This is a genomic window from Nocardia sp. NPDC060259 (assembly GCF_042728775.1).
Classification (GTDB): domain Bacteria; phylum Actinomycetota; class Actinomycetes; order Mycobacteriales; family Mycobacteriaceae; genus Nocardia.
In genome coordinates this window covers 45809-59259 of the sequence record NZ_JBHXAY010000002.1, presented here as the reverse complement: position 1 = coordinate 59259, position 13451 = coordinate 45809, and the positions used below count along the sequence as shown (strand labels likewise).

Sequence of the window (13451 nt, the reverse complement as noted above, 5' to 3'; positions counted from 1 at the left end):
CTCAGCGCCTGCGCCGGGAGGCCCGCCGGATCCAGAGCAGCACCACCATGACGAACAGCGGCGCGCCGATCAGGGTGACCACGCGGGCGGCCTGGTGCGGCTGCCGGTCGGGCTCGGCCTGTGAGCCGTCGGCCCGCGGTGGGGGTGAGGCCAGTGGCACGCTGGGTTGCACTGCCTCGCTGCCCGCTTCGGGCAGCTTGCCGATGCGGTCGTCGGCGTCGAGCGCGAAGCCGTAGTCGAGCAGGCGGGCGGCCTGCTCCCACGGCCGGATCGGGCGCACGTCGGCCTTGAGCAGGGTGACGACCAGCCGGTGCCCGTCGCGTTCGGCGGCGGCGACGAAGGTCTGGCGGGCGTCGTCGGTGAAACCGGTCTTGCCGCCGATCGCGCCCTCGTAGTTGTAGAGCAGCTGGTTGTCGTTGGCGATCGGGAAGCCGGGGTGGTCGGAGTCGTCGGGGATCGCCGGGTTGGCCGGGTAGCCGGGGAAGTCGACCTGCTCGGTGTGGATGAGCTCGGCGAACAGTGGGATGTTCATCGCCTCGCGGAACAGCACCGACAGGTCGTAGGCCGAGGTGCTCATACCGGGGCCGTCAAGCCCGGACGGGGTCGCCGCGCGAGTGTCCAACGCGCGCAACGACTTCGCCACGTCGTTCATCTTCGCCACAGCGGCCTTGTCGCCGCCGAGCTGGGTGGCGATGGCATGGGCGGCGTCGTTGCCCGAGCACATGATCAGCGCCTGCATGAGCTGGCGGTTGGTGTAGCGGCCGCCGGGCCCGATGCCGACCCTGGTGCCGTCGACGTCGGCGTCGGCCTGCGTGCCGATGACGACCGTGTTCAGGTCGAGGGTGCGCAGCGCGACGATGGCGAGCGCGACCTTGATGGTGCTGGCGGGCCGGTAGCGGCCGTGCGGGTCCTTGGCGGCGAGTACCCGGCCGGTGTCGAGGTCCGACACCATCCATGAGGTGGCCGAGATGTCGGCGGGCAGCGGGGGCGCCCCCTTGGGCAGGACGACACCGCACTCGCTCATCCGGTCACCGCCGACGGCGGGCGATGGCACCGGCAGCGCGCTCGGCGTCGGCTCGCCCGGCGCCGGTACCTCGGAGGTGTCGACCGGGGGCGGCGGCTGGGTCTTCTGCGGGCAGCCGTCGGTGTTCGGGGTGGTGAACGGGGGTGTGGTCGTCGTGCTCGAGCCGCTGCTCGGCGGTGCGTCGGTCGTCGGTACGGCGGTGGCAGTGGGAGCGCCTGCCATGACCGCGGCGATCGCGGCGGCGCCGAGGGTACAGGCGGCGCGCACGCCGAGTTCGCGGATCTTCATCGCATCAGAGCGTAGCGAGCCCTCGCGGCGACGGCGCGGCGACGGGCGACGGCTCTTGACATGGGCAATCAAATGATGGTTACTAGCAAAAGAAAGTAACTCTCATTTTGGAGGAGATATGCGGACGGAATCCACCCGCCGCTGGCTCGCCCTCGGCGCACTCGCCATGGCGATGCTCACGATCGGGCTCGACGTCACGGTGCTCACTGTCGCGCTGCCGACCCTGGCGGTCGACCTGCACGCGAATACCGCTGCGCTGCAATGGTTCAGCAGCGCCTACACGCTCGCGCTCGCCGCGCTGATGCTGCCCGCGGGCGCGCTCGGCGACCGGTACGGGCGTAAGAAAGTCCTGCTCGCGGCGCTCGTGTTGTTCGGTGCGGCCTCGGTGGCCTGCGCGGTCGCCGCATCGGCCGGCCAGCTGATCGTGGCGCGGGTGGTGCTCGGCATCGCCGCCGCCGCGCTGATACCGCTGTCGATGTCGGTGCTGCCGGTGCTGTTCACCGACCCCGTCGAGCGGCAACGCGCGCTGACCATCTGGGTCACGTCGACCGCCATCGGCCTGCCGCTCGGCCCGATCCTCGGCGGCTGGCTGCTGCAGCACTTCTGGTGGGGATCGGTGTTCCTGATCAATGTGCCGCTGGTCGTCATCGGCGCGCTGGCCGTCGCCACCCTGGTGCCGGAATCGCGGAGCGACACCATTTTTCGCATCGATCTCCTCGGCGCACTGCTCTCGGCCGCAGGCATGCTCGGGCTGACCTACGGCTTCATCCGGATCGGTGAACGCGGCTGGGACGACCTGGCCGGCTGGCTCGTCGTCGCGGCAGGGGCGGCGACGCTCGCGGTGTTCCTGTGGTGGCAGCGCCGCACCGAGTATCCGCTGATCGACCTCGCGCTGTTCGCCGCGCCCGGCTTCCGGTGGGGCACCGCGATCTCGATCCTGGTCAGCTTCGCGATGTTCGGCATGTTCTTCACCGTCCCGCAGTACTTCCAGGCCGTGCTCGGTGTCGACGCGCTCGGCAGCGGGCTACGACTGCTGCCGTTGATCGGTGGACTCGTCATCGGCAGCAGACTGGTCGACCTGCTGCTGCCCCGGCTCGGCGTGCGGGTGGTGATCACCGCCGGACTGCTCGTGCTCGCCGGTGGCCTCGGCCTCGGCGCGTTCACCACGGTCGAGAGCGGTTACGGGCTGACAGCGCTGTGGACGACGGTGCTCGGCGCAGGGTTGGGCCTGGTCATGCCCGCCGCGGTCGGCCTGGCGATGGGCGAGCTGACCGCCGAACGTTCGGGCTCGGGTTCGGCACTGCTGCAAGCGCTTCGGCAGGCGGGCGGCACCATCGGCGTGGCTGTACTCGGCACCGTGCTGTCCACCCGGTACCGGGCCGACCTCGGCGCGCTCGACCGTGCGCCGATCTCCGACGGTGTCAACGCGGGCGTCGCGGTCGCGCGCGAGACCGGTGATCCGGCGATGCTGGGGCAGGTGCAGCAGGCCTTCGTCGCCGGCATGGACACGATGCTCGGGCTGTGCGCGGCGCTGTGTCTGGTCGCCGGACTCGTGACCGCGCTGGGGCTGCGGCGACCGACGGCACCGGTGACCGACTCGGATGCGGCAGAATCGATACATGTCGGTTGAGATGTCGCTACGCGAGCGGAAGAAGGAGCGGACCCGCCGAACCATCAGGGTCGAGGCGTTCCGGCTGTTCCGGGAACAGGGCTACACCGAGACGACGGTGGAACAGATCGCGGCGGCCGCCGAGATCTCGCCCAGCACCTTCTTCCGCTACTTCCCGACCAAGGAACAGCTGGTCATCGCCGATGATCAGGATGCGCTGATGATCGAGGCGCTGGCGGCGCAACCGCGCGGCCAGCACCCGCTGACCGCCTTCCGCAATGCCACCGAGGCGGTGTTCTCGGGCATGTCCGCCGCCGATATGGCCTTCGAGCAGGAACGCCACGCCCTGCTGTACCACGTCCCGGAGCTGCGTCCGGCGATCGGTTGGGAATTCCAGCGCAGCATCGAATTGGCGGCGCAACTGATGGCCGACTACACCGGCAGGCCCGCCGACGATTTCGAGGTGCGGGTGGCCGCGGGCGCGATGATCGGCACCATGCTGGCCATCGTGACCACCACTCCGGTCAATGCCGAGAATGTCGGTCACGCCCTGCGATTCCTGCAGGCCGGGCTGCCGTTCGGTACGGGCGACGCACCGAACGGCAGCGATCAGGTCTGACTATTCGGCCTTGCCGTGCTGCACAGGGCAGCCGTGGGCCAGCGGGCCGAGCAGCTTGTTGTTGTCGTAGAAGTGCTCCAGCTCGAGGATGCGCAGATCCTCGCTGACGCGGGCGATGGTCACGCCGAACATCTCGATCTGCTCGCCGGTGGGCTGGTGGCCCTTGTACTCGCCCTCGTACCTGCCCCAGTGCCGCCAGCGGAAGCTCACGGTCGGCGGGCCGGACAGCACCTCGATGACCTCCCAGAAGAAGCCACCGGGGAACGCGGTGTGGAAGACCTTGTGCGAGGACTCGAAGGTCTCGTTCGCCGCCTCGTAGAACGGGTTGTCGCCGATCAGGATGTTGTAGCTACCGATCCGCGCGAACTCCTCGGCGTCCTGCCACTCGCCGCCGTTGACCCGGCCGCGGTACTGCTCGGCGACCACCGACAGCCAGGTGGCCGGATCGCCCTTGTGCGAGACCTCCATCTCGAAGACCTTCACCAGGTCCTCGACGATCGCCTCGAGCGAGCCGGGCGCGTGGGAGGTGCTGCGCTCGCGGGGGATCACCTCGTGGCTCAGCTCGTAGTCGGGGACGTTGCCGCGCCATTCCTCCGGCGCCGCGGCGGCGATCACCGCTTCGCGGCCCTGCAGCCACAGCGGCGCTTCCGGCTCGGGGTTCTGATCGGCTTGCGTATCTGTCACATCCACAGTCATTTTCGGTCTACCCGACCCTTTCAAAAAGCTCGAAGAACCGGTCGAAAATAACAGCCGATCAGTCCGTCGCGCCTGTCAGATCTCAGTAGATGAGAATCGAAGAATGTCGAACTGTGTTCTGTAACAACGTTTTCGAATGGATCTATGCCACCGGGTGCGGGCGGTGCCCGAGTCTGGCCGGCGTCTCGTCGTCCATGGTCGCGAAGAATTCGCCGAGCACATCGACGATCTGATCCACCGACTCCGCGCAGAACAACACCGGCTGGTAGTGGGTGATGTCGTAGTCGATGGTGCCCATTTCGGCGACGTCGAGCGGACGTAGCCGGGCGTGGCGGAACTCGTCGATCTCACCGTAGGAGGACAGCAATCCGGCGCCGTAACACCGGATCTCGTCACCCTCGCGGACGACGCCGAACTCGAGCGAGAACCAGAACACGTCGGCCAGGAATTTGAGCGCGGTCTGGGTCTGCAAGCGGCCGACCGCCGCGCCGACCGTCTCGTACAGCGCGGCGAAGCGCGGGCTCGCGATCTGGCTGGCGTGGCCGATGATCTCGTGGATCGCGTCGGGTTCCGGGGTGTACAGCGGGGCCGAGTGGTGGCGGATGTACTGGGTCGAGTGGAAGGTGCGCTCGGCGAAGGAGCCGAAGAACTCGCGCAACGGAACAAGGCCTGCGGCAGGCACATAGCTGAAGCCGGTGAGCGGCCTGAGCAGCATGGAGACCTCGTCGAGCTGCGGGATGTGATCGCGCGGAAGGGCCAGGTTCGCCGCTGCCTCGCGCACTTCGCCGCATGCGTAGATCTCGTGCTTGCGGGCCAGTTCGGCCGAGGCGATCCGCCACACCTGCTGTTCCTCGTCGGTGTAGTCGACGTGCGGTATCGGGTTGCCCACCGTGTAGTCGAGTGCCATCGCGGCGATGGCGTTGCGCCGCGCGCGGTAGGCCTCGTCGTTGACGCCGGGGTGATCCGAGCTCAGGTGCACGGTGACATCGCCGTCGCGCTCGCGCGTCACCGGCGAATACAGCTGTGCCTCGGAGAACATGCCTCCAGGCAAGCACCGCGCCGCCATGGCGACAACAACGACGCGCACAACTGTGCAAACTGCACAGTTCGGATGCGGCTCGACCGCTGATTCCGACGATCATCAGCGTTTTCTGTGCGCTTGCTGACGAGTGATCGACGCGGTTCCGCGCGGTTGCTGTGCGTACTTGCGAACGCGGTTATTCGGTAACGACGCGGTGAATCGGCGGACGCGCGCGGCGCGCATAACGCAAGATTGCGACCGACGAAGGAGGACGATTGCGATCCCTGCGGATAGATCTCGATCAGCACCTGCTGGCCGCGGCAGCCGACATCATGGGCACCGCCGACAGCAACGCGACCGTCAACGAGGCGTTGCGGCGCATCGTCGTGCACGAGCGCCAGCTTCGCAATCTGGAGCGGCTGATGGCCGATTCGATCTTCAGCGCACCACCGGCCGACTCGGTCGTCGGCGCCGAACCGGTGGCCGAAGGATAGCTGCGTCGCGAATCTGTCGGTACCTGCTGGGATCATCGTCATCGTCGCCGATCCGCAGGGGGAACGATGTCGGTACCGATCGCGAATCTGCCCGTCGCCCAGCGCCCGCGCGAGCGGCTGCTGCTACTCGGCCCGCACGCGCTGAGTGACGGTGAGTTGCTCGCGCTGTTGCTCGGACAGGGCACACGGGGACTTTCCGCGCTGGAGCTGGCGGCCCAATTGCTTTGCGAATATGGCGGATTGGCCGAACTCGCCGCGGCGCGACCGGAGGAACTGGCCCGCAGAGCAGGCATCGGCCCTGCCAAGGCGGCCACCGTGATCGCCGCGTTCCACCTCGGCACCCGCTCCCGCACCACCGAATCGGTGCCGCAACTGACCACCCCCGACCACATCGCCCGCGTCGCGGTACCCCTGTTCGCCGGCGCCAGAGTCGAGCGCCTGCTCGTCCTCATCTGCGACACCCAGAACCGTTTGCGCCACCGCGCTTTCGTCGCCGAAGGCGCCATCGACCACGTCGCTGTCCCCGTCCGCGAAATCCTCAACACCGTCCTGCGCCACGACGGCCGAGCCTTCGCCGTCGTCCACAACCACCCCTCCGGCGACCCGACCCCCAGCCCCGACGACCGCCGCGCCAGCACCCTGCTCACCCGAGCCGCCACCACCGTAGGCCTGCGCTACCTCGACCACCTCGTCATCGCAGGCGAAACCTGGTCAACCGCCCCGCCTCTGGAGTGAGCCCTACTGTTCGATGTCGGCGGCGACGAGGCGGGCGATAGCGGTGGAGTCGGGCCAGTGGCGGGCTTCGAAGCGGGTGGGCTCGAGGGTGGGGAGAGGGGTGAGGCCGAGGATTTCCACGACGGTGGGGAAGGGGACGGTGCACAGGAGTTCGACTTCGTTGTTGTCGTCGCGACGCAGGAAGCGGACGACATCGGTTTCGGGGAGCAGGTATTCGACGCCCTCGCCCCAGACGACCGAGGTGAAGGCGCCGTCGGTGGATTCCTCGTAGTTGACGGTGGCCGCGTAGGCGGGGTCGATGTCGAAGTCGGGCAGTTCCAGGAATTCTTCGAAGGTGTTGTTGAGGTAGTCGGTCTGGATGCTGTACTCGGTCGCGGCCAGGCCTGCGCGGGCCCGCAGCGCCAGCGGCATCGACGGGTGCTCGCCCGCCTCGTCGAACGGGACGACCGCGCCGTCCTCGTTCACCGTGTACGCCTGCGGCGACACCGGGCGCGCGGCGTCGCGGTACTGCTGCTCCACCATCTCGAACACCTCGACCAGCAGCTCCGGATCGTCGGGAACGACCAGCAGCGAATCGTTTTCGGCGATGAAGGCGACCGGGCGAAACTCTCCGCCCGCGTATCCGGCCAGCCAGCCGGGCACCAGCAGCCACGAGGCGAAGTAGGAATCCCCGTCGTCGACGAACCGCAGGATCTGCAGGTCGTCGGGCGAGCCGGGCTGCGACAGCGCCGCCAGATTGTTCCGCGCTTCGGCGAACACCTGCTCGGCGGTGACACCCCATGTCGCGGGCTGGTCGACGCAGACGAACGACCGGGTCCGTGGCAGATCGACGACGACCACCTCGTCGATGAACGGGAACGCCGCCCGATGCAGCGGCCGCGGTCCGTCCTGGCCGAGCGTCACCGGCCGCAGCACCGAGCGCAGCATCGGCCGGACCGAATCCCAGTCCTCCGGCACCTCGTCCGAACTGGTCATCGCCGCGACGAACGCGGTGATCCGTTCGCCGCTCTCCTCGGCGTCCAGGTGCTGGCACTCGCGAAAGATGTTGTCCAGGTAGATAACCCGTCCGTCGCTGTGATGCACGCTGAACTCGTCGGCGGAGTATTCGGCATCACCGACCCCGTGGGCCCGCACACTCGTCATCACGGTCTGCACGAACTGCTCGCGCTCCATCGCCAGTCACTCCCCGTCCCTCTCGGTTACCGCTCGATCTTGACCCACCGCACCGACAGAGTCGAGACGTCCGTGGCGATCGAACTCGCGACCAGGACTTTTCAGCCGGCGAAACCGGTGGTGCGGGCCAAGTCGGCGAGCATGGCGTCGAACATGACTTCCGGGTCGGCCAGGGGGATGGGGTAGTTGCCGAAGACCTCGAGGGTGACATGGCCGAACAGCCGGGCCCAGATCTGCACCATCAGGTACGTGACGCCGAGATCCAGCTTCTCGGCCGGGAACTTCTGCCCGGACTCCGAGAGCATGGCGAGCAGTTCGGTCTGGAAACCGATGAGGTCGTCGCGGAGTTCGGCGGGGATGGTCTCGCCCGGCGGGGTCGCGATCTCGAAGCCGGCCAGCAGCCTGCCCGCGGCGGCGAGGAAGATCCGGCCGAAGGGCTCGTCGAAGCGGCGCATCATCGACCGGCCCGAGGTGGGCGAGGCGAACACCAGGGTGAATTCCCTGGGATTCGCCAGCGCCCACCGCCGGAACCCCCGGCAGATGGCCAGGAACTGCACCGCGCCGTCGTCGGGCAGCGGTTCGATCTCGGCCGAGAGGTACTCGGCCAGATCGGCGCAGAACTCCACCCGCATCCGTTCGATCAACTCGTCGCGCGAGGCGTAGTGCCGGTACAGCGCGGGCGCGGTGACCCCGAGTTCGCGGGCGATCGCCCGCAGAGTGACCGCGTCCGGACCCTGCTCGGCCAGCAGCGCCCGCGAGACCCGCCGGATATCGGCATCGGTCACCACCGGCGCACGGCCACGCGCCTTGCCCGTCACCCGGCCACCCCCTCGATCACGTCTCGGTTCAAGCGTATTCGACTTCCCAGCGCTTGATGCCGTTGAGCCAGCCGCTGCGCAGCCGCACCGGATCGGCGACCTGGCGCAGATTCGGCATCGCGTCGGCGATGGCATTGAACATCAGGTCGATCTCGAGGCGGGCGAGATTGGCGCCGACACAGTAGTGCGTGCCGGTGCCGCCGAAGCCGACGTGCGGGTTGGGGTTGCGCAGCACATCGAATTCGAAGGGGTTGGCGAAGGCTTCCTCGTCGAAATTGGCCGAGCTGTAGAACAATCCGATCCGCTGGCCCTTCTTGATCTGCTGACCGCCGAGTTCCAGGTCGCGGGTGGCGGTGCGCTGGAACGCGGTCACCGGTGTCGCCCAGCGCACGATCTCGTCCGGTGCGGTGCGCGGGCGCTGCTCCTTGTAGAGCTCCCACTGGTCGGGGTTGTCGACGAAGGCCTTCATGCCGTGGGTGATCGAGTTGCGGGTGGTCTCGTTGCCCGCGACCGCGAGCAGGATGACGAAGAACGCGAACTCGTCCGAGCCGAGGTGCTCGCCGTCGACATCGGCGTTGACCAGCTGGGTGACGATGTCGGACGCGGGACACCCGCGCCGCTGCTCGGCCATGTTCCAGGCGTAGCCCATGACCTCGGCCGTCGCGGTGTGGTGATTGCCCTCGAACTCCGGATCGTCGTAGGAGATCATCTGGTTGGTCCAGTCGAACAGCTTCATCCGGTCTTCCTGCGGCACGCCGATCAGCTCGGCGATGGCCTGCAGCGGCAGTTCGCACGCGACCTGCTCGACGAAGTCACCCCGCCCCGTCTTCTTGGCCTCCCACACGATCCGCTCGGCCCGCTCGGTGAGCGCCGCCCGCAGATTCTCCACCGAGCGCGGCGTGAATCCCTTGGACACGATCCGCCGGATCTTGGTGTGCTGCGGCGGATCCAGGTTCAGCATCAGCATGTTGCCGAGCATGTCGATCTGCTCGCGGGTGGTTTCCTCGTTGAACCGGATGATGGCGGTGTTCTCGTGCGAGGAGAAGTCGTCGGGATTCTTCGAGATCTCCTTGATGTCGGCCAGCTTGGACACCACCCAGTAGCCACCGTCGTCGAACCCGCTGGCCCGGTCCGGCTGCGCGCACCACCAGACCGGCGCTGTCCGCCGCAACTCGGCGAACTCCTCGATCGGCAATCGGGTGGCCAGCAGGTCTGGGTCGGTGAAATCGAATCCTGCCGGGATGTTGGGGCTGATCACGGGTGTCTCCTCCGGTCCGTCACGCCGCTCTCGCAGGTGATGTAGAACACGTTCCGAGACCATGAGACCACGCCGACCGGGTTTATGAACAGTGTTTAGTAATACCTGTTTACAAAAAGTGGTCGCGGCATTCGGGCGGTTCGCCGACCGTGCTCGCCGCCGGATGGGCAAGATGGCCGCGTGGACCTGCCGTTTCTGCGAGCGCACCCGGATCTGCTGCCGACCTTTCTCGCGCATCAGCGGCTGCGCACGACACCTGTCACGGGTGGCTCGATCTGTGTCGCCGAGCGGATCGTGCTCGACGACGGGACGCACCTGTTCCTCAAGACCTGGCCGGGTGGCGCTTCCGCCGCGCCGACGGTTGAGTCCACGGCTGCGCCCGCCGGTCTCTTCGCGGCAGAGGCGCAGGGTTTGCGCTGGCTGCGCGAGGCGGGCGGTGTCGCGGTGCCCGAGGTCTACGCGGTCACCGAAGAGCTCCTGCTGATGGAGTGGATCGACCACGCCGACCCGAGTCGCGCGGCCGCCGAACGATTCGGCGCGGCACTGGCGCACACCCACCGAGCGGGCGCCCCGGCCTTCGGCGCCACCACCGACGGCTTCCTCGGCGGCCTACCCCTGGACAACACTCCCGGCGATGACTGGCCGACCTGGTACCGCGAGCACCGCATCCTGCCGTACCTGAAACTCGCCGTCGACGCGGGCGCCCTCGACCCCGCCGACGCCGCCACCGTCGAATCGATCCACATCGAAGCCCCACCCGAACCCCCGTCCCGCATCCACGGCGACCTCTGGCCCGGCAACGTCCTCTGGGGCCCCGCCGACACCCCCTGGCTGATCGACCCCGCCACCCACGGCGGCCACCGCGAAACCGACCTCGCCACCCTCACCCTCTTCGGCGCCGCCCCCCACTTCCCCCGAATCATCGCCGCCTACAACGACATCCACCCCCTCGCCCCCGACTGGCAATCCCGCATCCCCCTCCACAACCTGACCCTGCTCCTCGCCCACGCCATCCTCTTCGGCCGCGCCTACCGCTCAGCCGTCCTGGCAGCCGCATCGCGCTATGGCTAGGTGTAGCCGCATGAACAGCGAAGGCCGCCTTCATCTTTCGATGGGGCGGCCTTCGCTGTCCGGCGACCGCTACTGCTCGTCGATGAGCTCGCCGTTCTGGACCGTGCCCGCGCTGGTGAGTGCCAAAGTGGCTGCGACAGGCGGGAAGTGTGACGATGCGGCGACGGCGGCGGCGAGTTGTTCTGCCGTTTCCCATCGCCACACGTCCTGGTAGGTGCCGTCTTCGAGGCGGATCAGGCGGGTCTCGACCAAGCCGGGGAAGCCGGCGCGGATTCCGCCGATCAGCTGGGTTCGTTGCGCCAGCAACTGCTCCAGGTCTGCCGGATCGACGGAGTAGTGGTGTACACGAACTGCGGGCATGAGTTTCCTATCTCGTGGGTGTGGTTGGTGGGTTAGCCCTGAGTGAGTAGCGCGAGACGGTCCCATGCCGGCGACGAGGCGCCGGGCTGGGACTGTGCGGCAAGCCGGGCGATTGCCGGATTGTGGACGGGGCCCGCCTCGGATCGGCCGTGGTAGCTGGCGAACCAGCTGCGGGTGCGGGCCGCCAGGGCGATCAGGCGTGGATCGTCGACCGACCAGTCGAAGGCGGCGTCGTGCTCGAGACAGAGCGCGCGGAACTCGGGATTGCCCATGAACTCGCGCTTTTCGGCGATCCACATCGCCGCATCCTCGGGTGACGCCGTGTGCATGAGGATCCATCCCTCCCGTTCCATCCGGATGTGACGTTCGCTGACACCGATGTCGCGCAGTTCGGCGAGATAGTCCGCGACATCGGCGGAGACGAAGAGGAGGTCACCTCCGTGCAACTGGGCGAGTTGATCTCGGGTTCGCTGCAGCTGCGCCATGCGTTCGCGCAGGTCGTGATCGATCTCGGCGATGGCAGCGGCGAGCACGTCCGCGTCGGCGTCGAGAAGATCCTCGACGCGAGCCAGCGGGATCCCGGCACCGGTGAGCGTTCTGATCTTGACCAACCGGATTGCGTCTCGGGCGGTGTAGCGGCGGTAACCGGACGAGTCACGATCGGGCTCGGCGAGCAGGCCACGTTCGTGATAATGGCGAATCGCTTTGGTGGTCACTCCGGCATAATCCGCGAGCTGGCCTATCGTGAGCATGGTCGTCATTCTCACTCGGCCTGCCTGGTCAGCCGTCCACCAGCGTTGTGGAAGCGAGCCCGGCCGTCGTGGATGTCGTGGTAGGAGACGAGCAACAGTCGCAGATATCCATCGAACGCCGCAGGCGGGTACCCGGCGGGCGCGAAGAGGCCCGGCCGGACCGGGACATAGCGCTGCGGCGGCGCGGAGGTCATGCCGCCGGCGAACGCGGTGAAGATCCGCTCCTGCGATTCGTCGGCTGGTTCGTAGGTCATTCGTTCCTCGAGCTGACCGTCGACGATGGTCACGTCGATGCGGAGCTGTTCGGAGCGGTAGGTGCCCACATAGGGGGTCAGATCGATCTCCGCCGCCGATTCGGTGATCAGCGCGGGGATCGCGACACCGAGGTGCTCGCGAACAATCCACTGCAGGAGCTGATCCTGCAGCATGATCGCCCCCGGAGTGTTGCCGAAGGCCGCGAAGACCAGGTCATGTTCGGGTACGACACACAGGATCGACACTCCGCCGGGCGAGGCGCCCGACATCGCGAGGACGGTCGTGTCGCCGAACGGGTACAGCACCCAGCCCATGCCGATCGGCGGCACATTCGGGCTGTCCATGTCCTGGGTGACCTGCTGCATCAGCGCGGTCGACTCGGCAGTGAGGACCCGTACCCCGGCGGGGGAGACGCCACCGGCGAGGTGGGTGCGTCCGAAGGCGAGCAGGTCGGGGATGGTGCCGATCGGGGTGCCGCCTGCCGGTCCCCAGGTGTCGGGCAGCGTGAACATGCGGGTCGGCACGGCGGCGTTGGTCTCGAGATCGGGGAAGTGGCCGACCGCGGTGTTGCGCAGGATGGCCTGCTCGGCCGAGGTACTGGAGTCCCGCATGCCGACGGGTGTGTAGATGTCACGCTCCAGCAATTCGGGGAAGGGTACGCCGGTCACCACTTCCAGCAGGCGGCCCGCGAGGATCATCCCGCCGTTCGAGTAGCTGACCTGCTCGCCGGGTTCGAACAGGATGCCGCAGCTGTTCGCGAGGCCGTCGACGTAGGTCGCCAGGGCGTCGCGGCCTTCGGCATCGGGGAAGTACAGGTCAGCGTCGATACCGTTGGTGTGCGAAAGCAGGTGCCTGACCAGGATTTTGTCCGCCGCACCCGGAACGGTCACGGCGAATTCGGGCAGGTATTTCACGACGGGCGTATCGAGGTCGAGCAGACCACGTTCCACCTGCTGCAGGACCAGCGAGGTGGTCAGGACCTTGGTGACAGAGCCGAACAGGAATCCGGTGTCCGGCCGCATCGGCATCGCGGTGGCGACATTCGCGGTGCCGTGCGCGACGACGATCTGAGCGCCCGCGTGGTAGACGCCCGCGATGAAACCGGGGACCTGATTGGTCTCGCAATAGGCAGCGACCTGCTCGCGGACCTGGGCTTCGAGCGTGTGCAGTGCGGTGGTGGTCATGCGCACCATCGTCGAACCTTGCCCTGGGGGCAAGGTCAAGTCCGACCATCCGGAGAAGGCCGAAGGCCCCCGCTCGGTGTCGTCAGTCCGCACT

General features: G+C 67.7%; 14 protein-coding genes. 5 read left to right on the top strand and 9 right to left on the bottom strand.

Going from position 1 to position 13451, the window contains the following annotated elements; genetic code table 11:
• Window position 1: 1 nt before the first annotated feature.
• Window positions 2–1312 carry a D-alanyl-D-alanine carboxypeptidase family protein gene (locus ACFWF2_RS01430; protein WP_379303423.1) on the bottom strand — a complete coding sequence of 437 codons (1311 nt, stop codon included), beginning with the start codon at window positions 1310–1312 and terminating at the stop codon, window positions 2–4.
• Window positions 1313–1430: 118 nt separating this feature from the next.
• Between ACFWF2_RS01430 and ACFWF2_RS01425 the strand changes: the two genes are divergently transcribed.
• Window positions 1431–2942, top strand: a complete 1512-nt coding sequence (locus ACFWF2_RS01425) for an MFS transporter (protein ID WP_379303421.1) — start codon at window positions 1431–1433, stop codon at window positions 2940–2942.
• Window positions 2932–3540 carry a TetR family transcriptional regulator gene (locus ACFWF2_RS01420; protein ID WP_379303419.1) on the top strand — a complete coding sequence of 203 codons (609 nt, stop codon included), beginning with the start codon at window positions 2932–2934 and terminating at the stop codon, window positions 3538–3540. The genes ACFWF2_RS01425 and ACFWF2_RS01420 overlap by 11 nt, the downstream gene beginning before the upstream one ends.
• Here the strand turns inward: ACFWF2_RS01420 and ACFWF2_RS01415 are convergent, their stop codons facing one another.
• Together ACFWF2_RS01415 and ACFWF2_RS01410 are read right to left on the bottom strand one after the other, a co-directional pair.
• The gene (locus tag ACFWF2_RS01415; RefSeq protein WP_379303417.1) at window positions 3541–4224 is read right to left on the bottom strand and encodes a SnoaL-like polyketide cyclase; all 684 of its coding nucleotides are present in this window, start codon (window positions 4222–4224) and stop codon (window positions 3541–3543) included. It lies immediately after the preceding gene.
• A gap of 154 nt (window positions 4225–4378) precedes the next feature.
• Complete coding sequence (locus ACFWF2_RS01410) at window positions 4379–5275, bottom strand: phenylalanine 4-monooxygenase (RefSeq protein ID WP_379303415.1); 897 nt, start codon at window positions 5273–5275, stop codon at window positions 4379–4381.
• A 257-nt stretch (window positions 5276–5532) separates the two neighbouring features.
• Between ACFWF2_RS01410 and ACFWF2_RS01405 the strand changes: the two genes are divergently transcribed.
• A complete protein-coding gene (locus ACFWF2_RS01405) occupies window positions 5533–5751 on the top strand; it encodes a type II toxin-antitoxin system VapB family antitoxin (protein WP_189030839.1) in 219 nt (72 codons plus the stop codon).
• 66 nt (window positions 5752–5817) lie between these two features.
• Window positions 5818–6486, top strand: a complete 669-nt coding sequence (locus tag ACFWF2_RS01400; RefSeq protein ID WP_379303413.1) for a RadC family protein — start codon at window positions 5818–5820, stop codon at window positions 6484–6486.
• A gap of 3 nt (window positions 6487–6489) precedes the next feature.
• On the opposite strand, the gene ACFWF2_RS01395 is transcribed toward ACFWF2_RS01400, so the two are convergent.
• From ACFWF2_RS01395 to ACFWF2_RS01385, 3 genes are all read right to left on the bottom strand, one after another.
• Window positions 6490–7659: a hypothetical protein gene (locus tag ACFWF2_RS01395; protein WP_379303411.1), complete on the bottom strand. Its 1170-nt coding sequence runs from the start codon at window positions 7657–7659 to the stop codon at window positions 6490–6492.
• A gap of 101 nt (window positions 7660–7760) precedes the next feature.
• Window positions 7761–8477: a TetR/AcrR family transcriptional regulator gene (locus ACFWF2_RS01390; protein WP_379303409.1), complete on the bottom strand. Its 717-nt coding sequence runs from the start codon at window positions 8475–8477 to the stop codon at window positions 7761–7763.
• A gap of 28 nt (window positions 8478–8505) precedes the next feature.
• A complete protein-coding gene (locus ACFWF2_RS01385) occupies window positions 8506–9735 on the bottom strand; it encodes a cytochrome P450 (protein WP_379303407.1) in 1230 nt (409 codons plus the stop codon).
• Window positions 9736–9915: 180 nt separating this feature from the next.
• On the opposite strand from ACFWF2_RS01385, the gene ACFWF2_RS01380 reads away from it, so the two are divergent.
• Entirely contained in the window at window positions 9916–10806 is an 891-nt protein-coding gene (locus tag ACFWF2_RS01380; protein ID WP_379303405.1) for a fructosamine kinase family protein, read from the top strand.
• A 69-nt stretch (window positions 10807–10875) separates the two neighbouring features.
• Here the strand turns inward: ACFWF2_RS01380 and ACFWF2_RS01375 are convergent, their stop codons facing one another.
• Genes ACFWF2_RS01375 through ACFWF2_RS01365 form a run of 3 tightly spaced genes read right to left on the bottom strand, consistent with a single transcriptional unit; the run spans window position 10876 to window position 13357 of the window.
• Entirely contained in the window at window positions 10876–11166 is a 291-nt protein-coding gene (locus ACFWF2_RS01375) for a hypothetical protein (protein ID WP_379303403.1), read from the bottom strand.
• 32 nt (window positions 11167–11198) lie between these two features.
• Window positions 11199–11918, bottom strand: a complete 720-nt coding sequence (locus ACFWF2_RS01370; protein ID WP_379303401.1) for a MerR family transcriptional regulator — start codon at window positions 11916–11918, stop codon at window positions 11199–11201.
• 11 nt (window positions 11919–11929) lie between these two features.
• Window positions 11930–13357 carry a serine hydrolase domain-containing protein gene (locus ACFWF2_RS01365; RefSeq protein ID WP_379303399.1) on the bottom strand — a complete coding sequence of 476 codons (1428 nt, stop codon included), beginning with the start codon at window positions 13355–13357 and terminating at the stop codon, window positions 11930–11932.
• Window positions 13358–13451 lie beyond the last annotated feature (94 nt).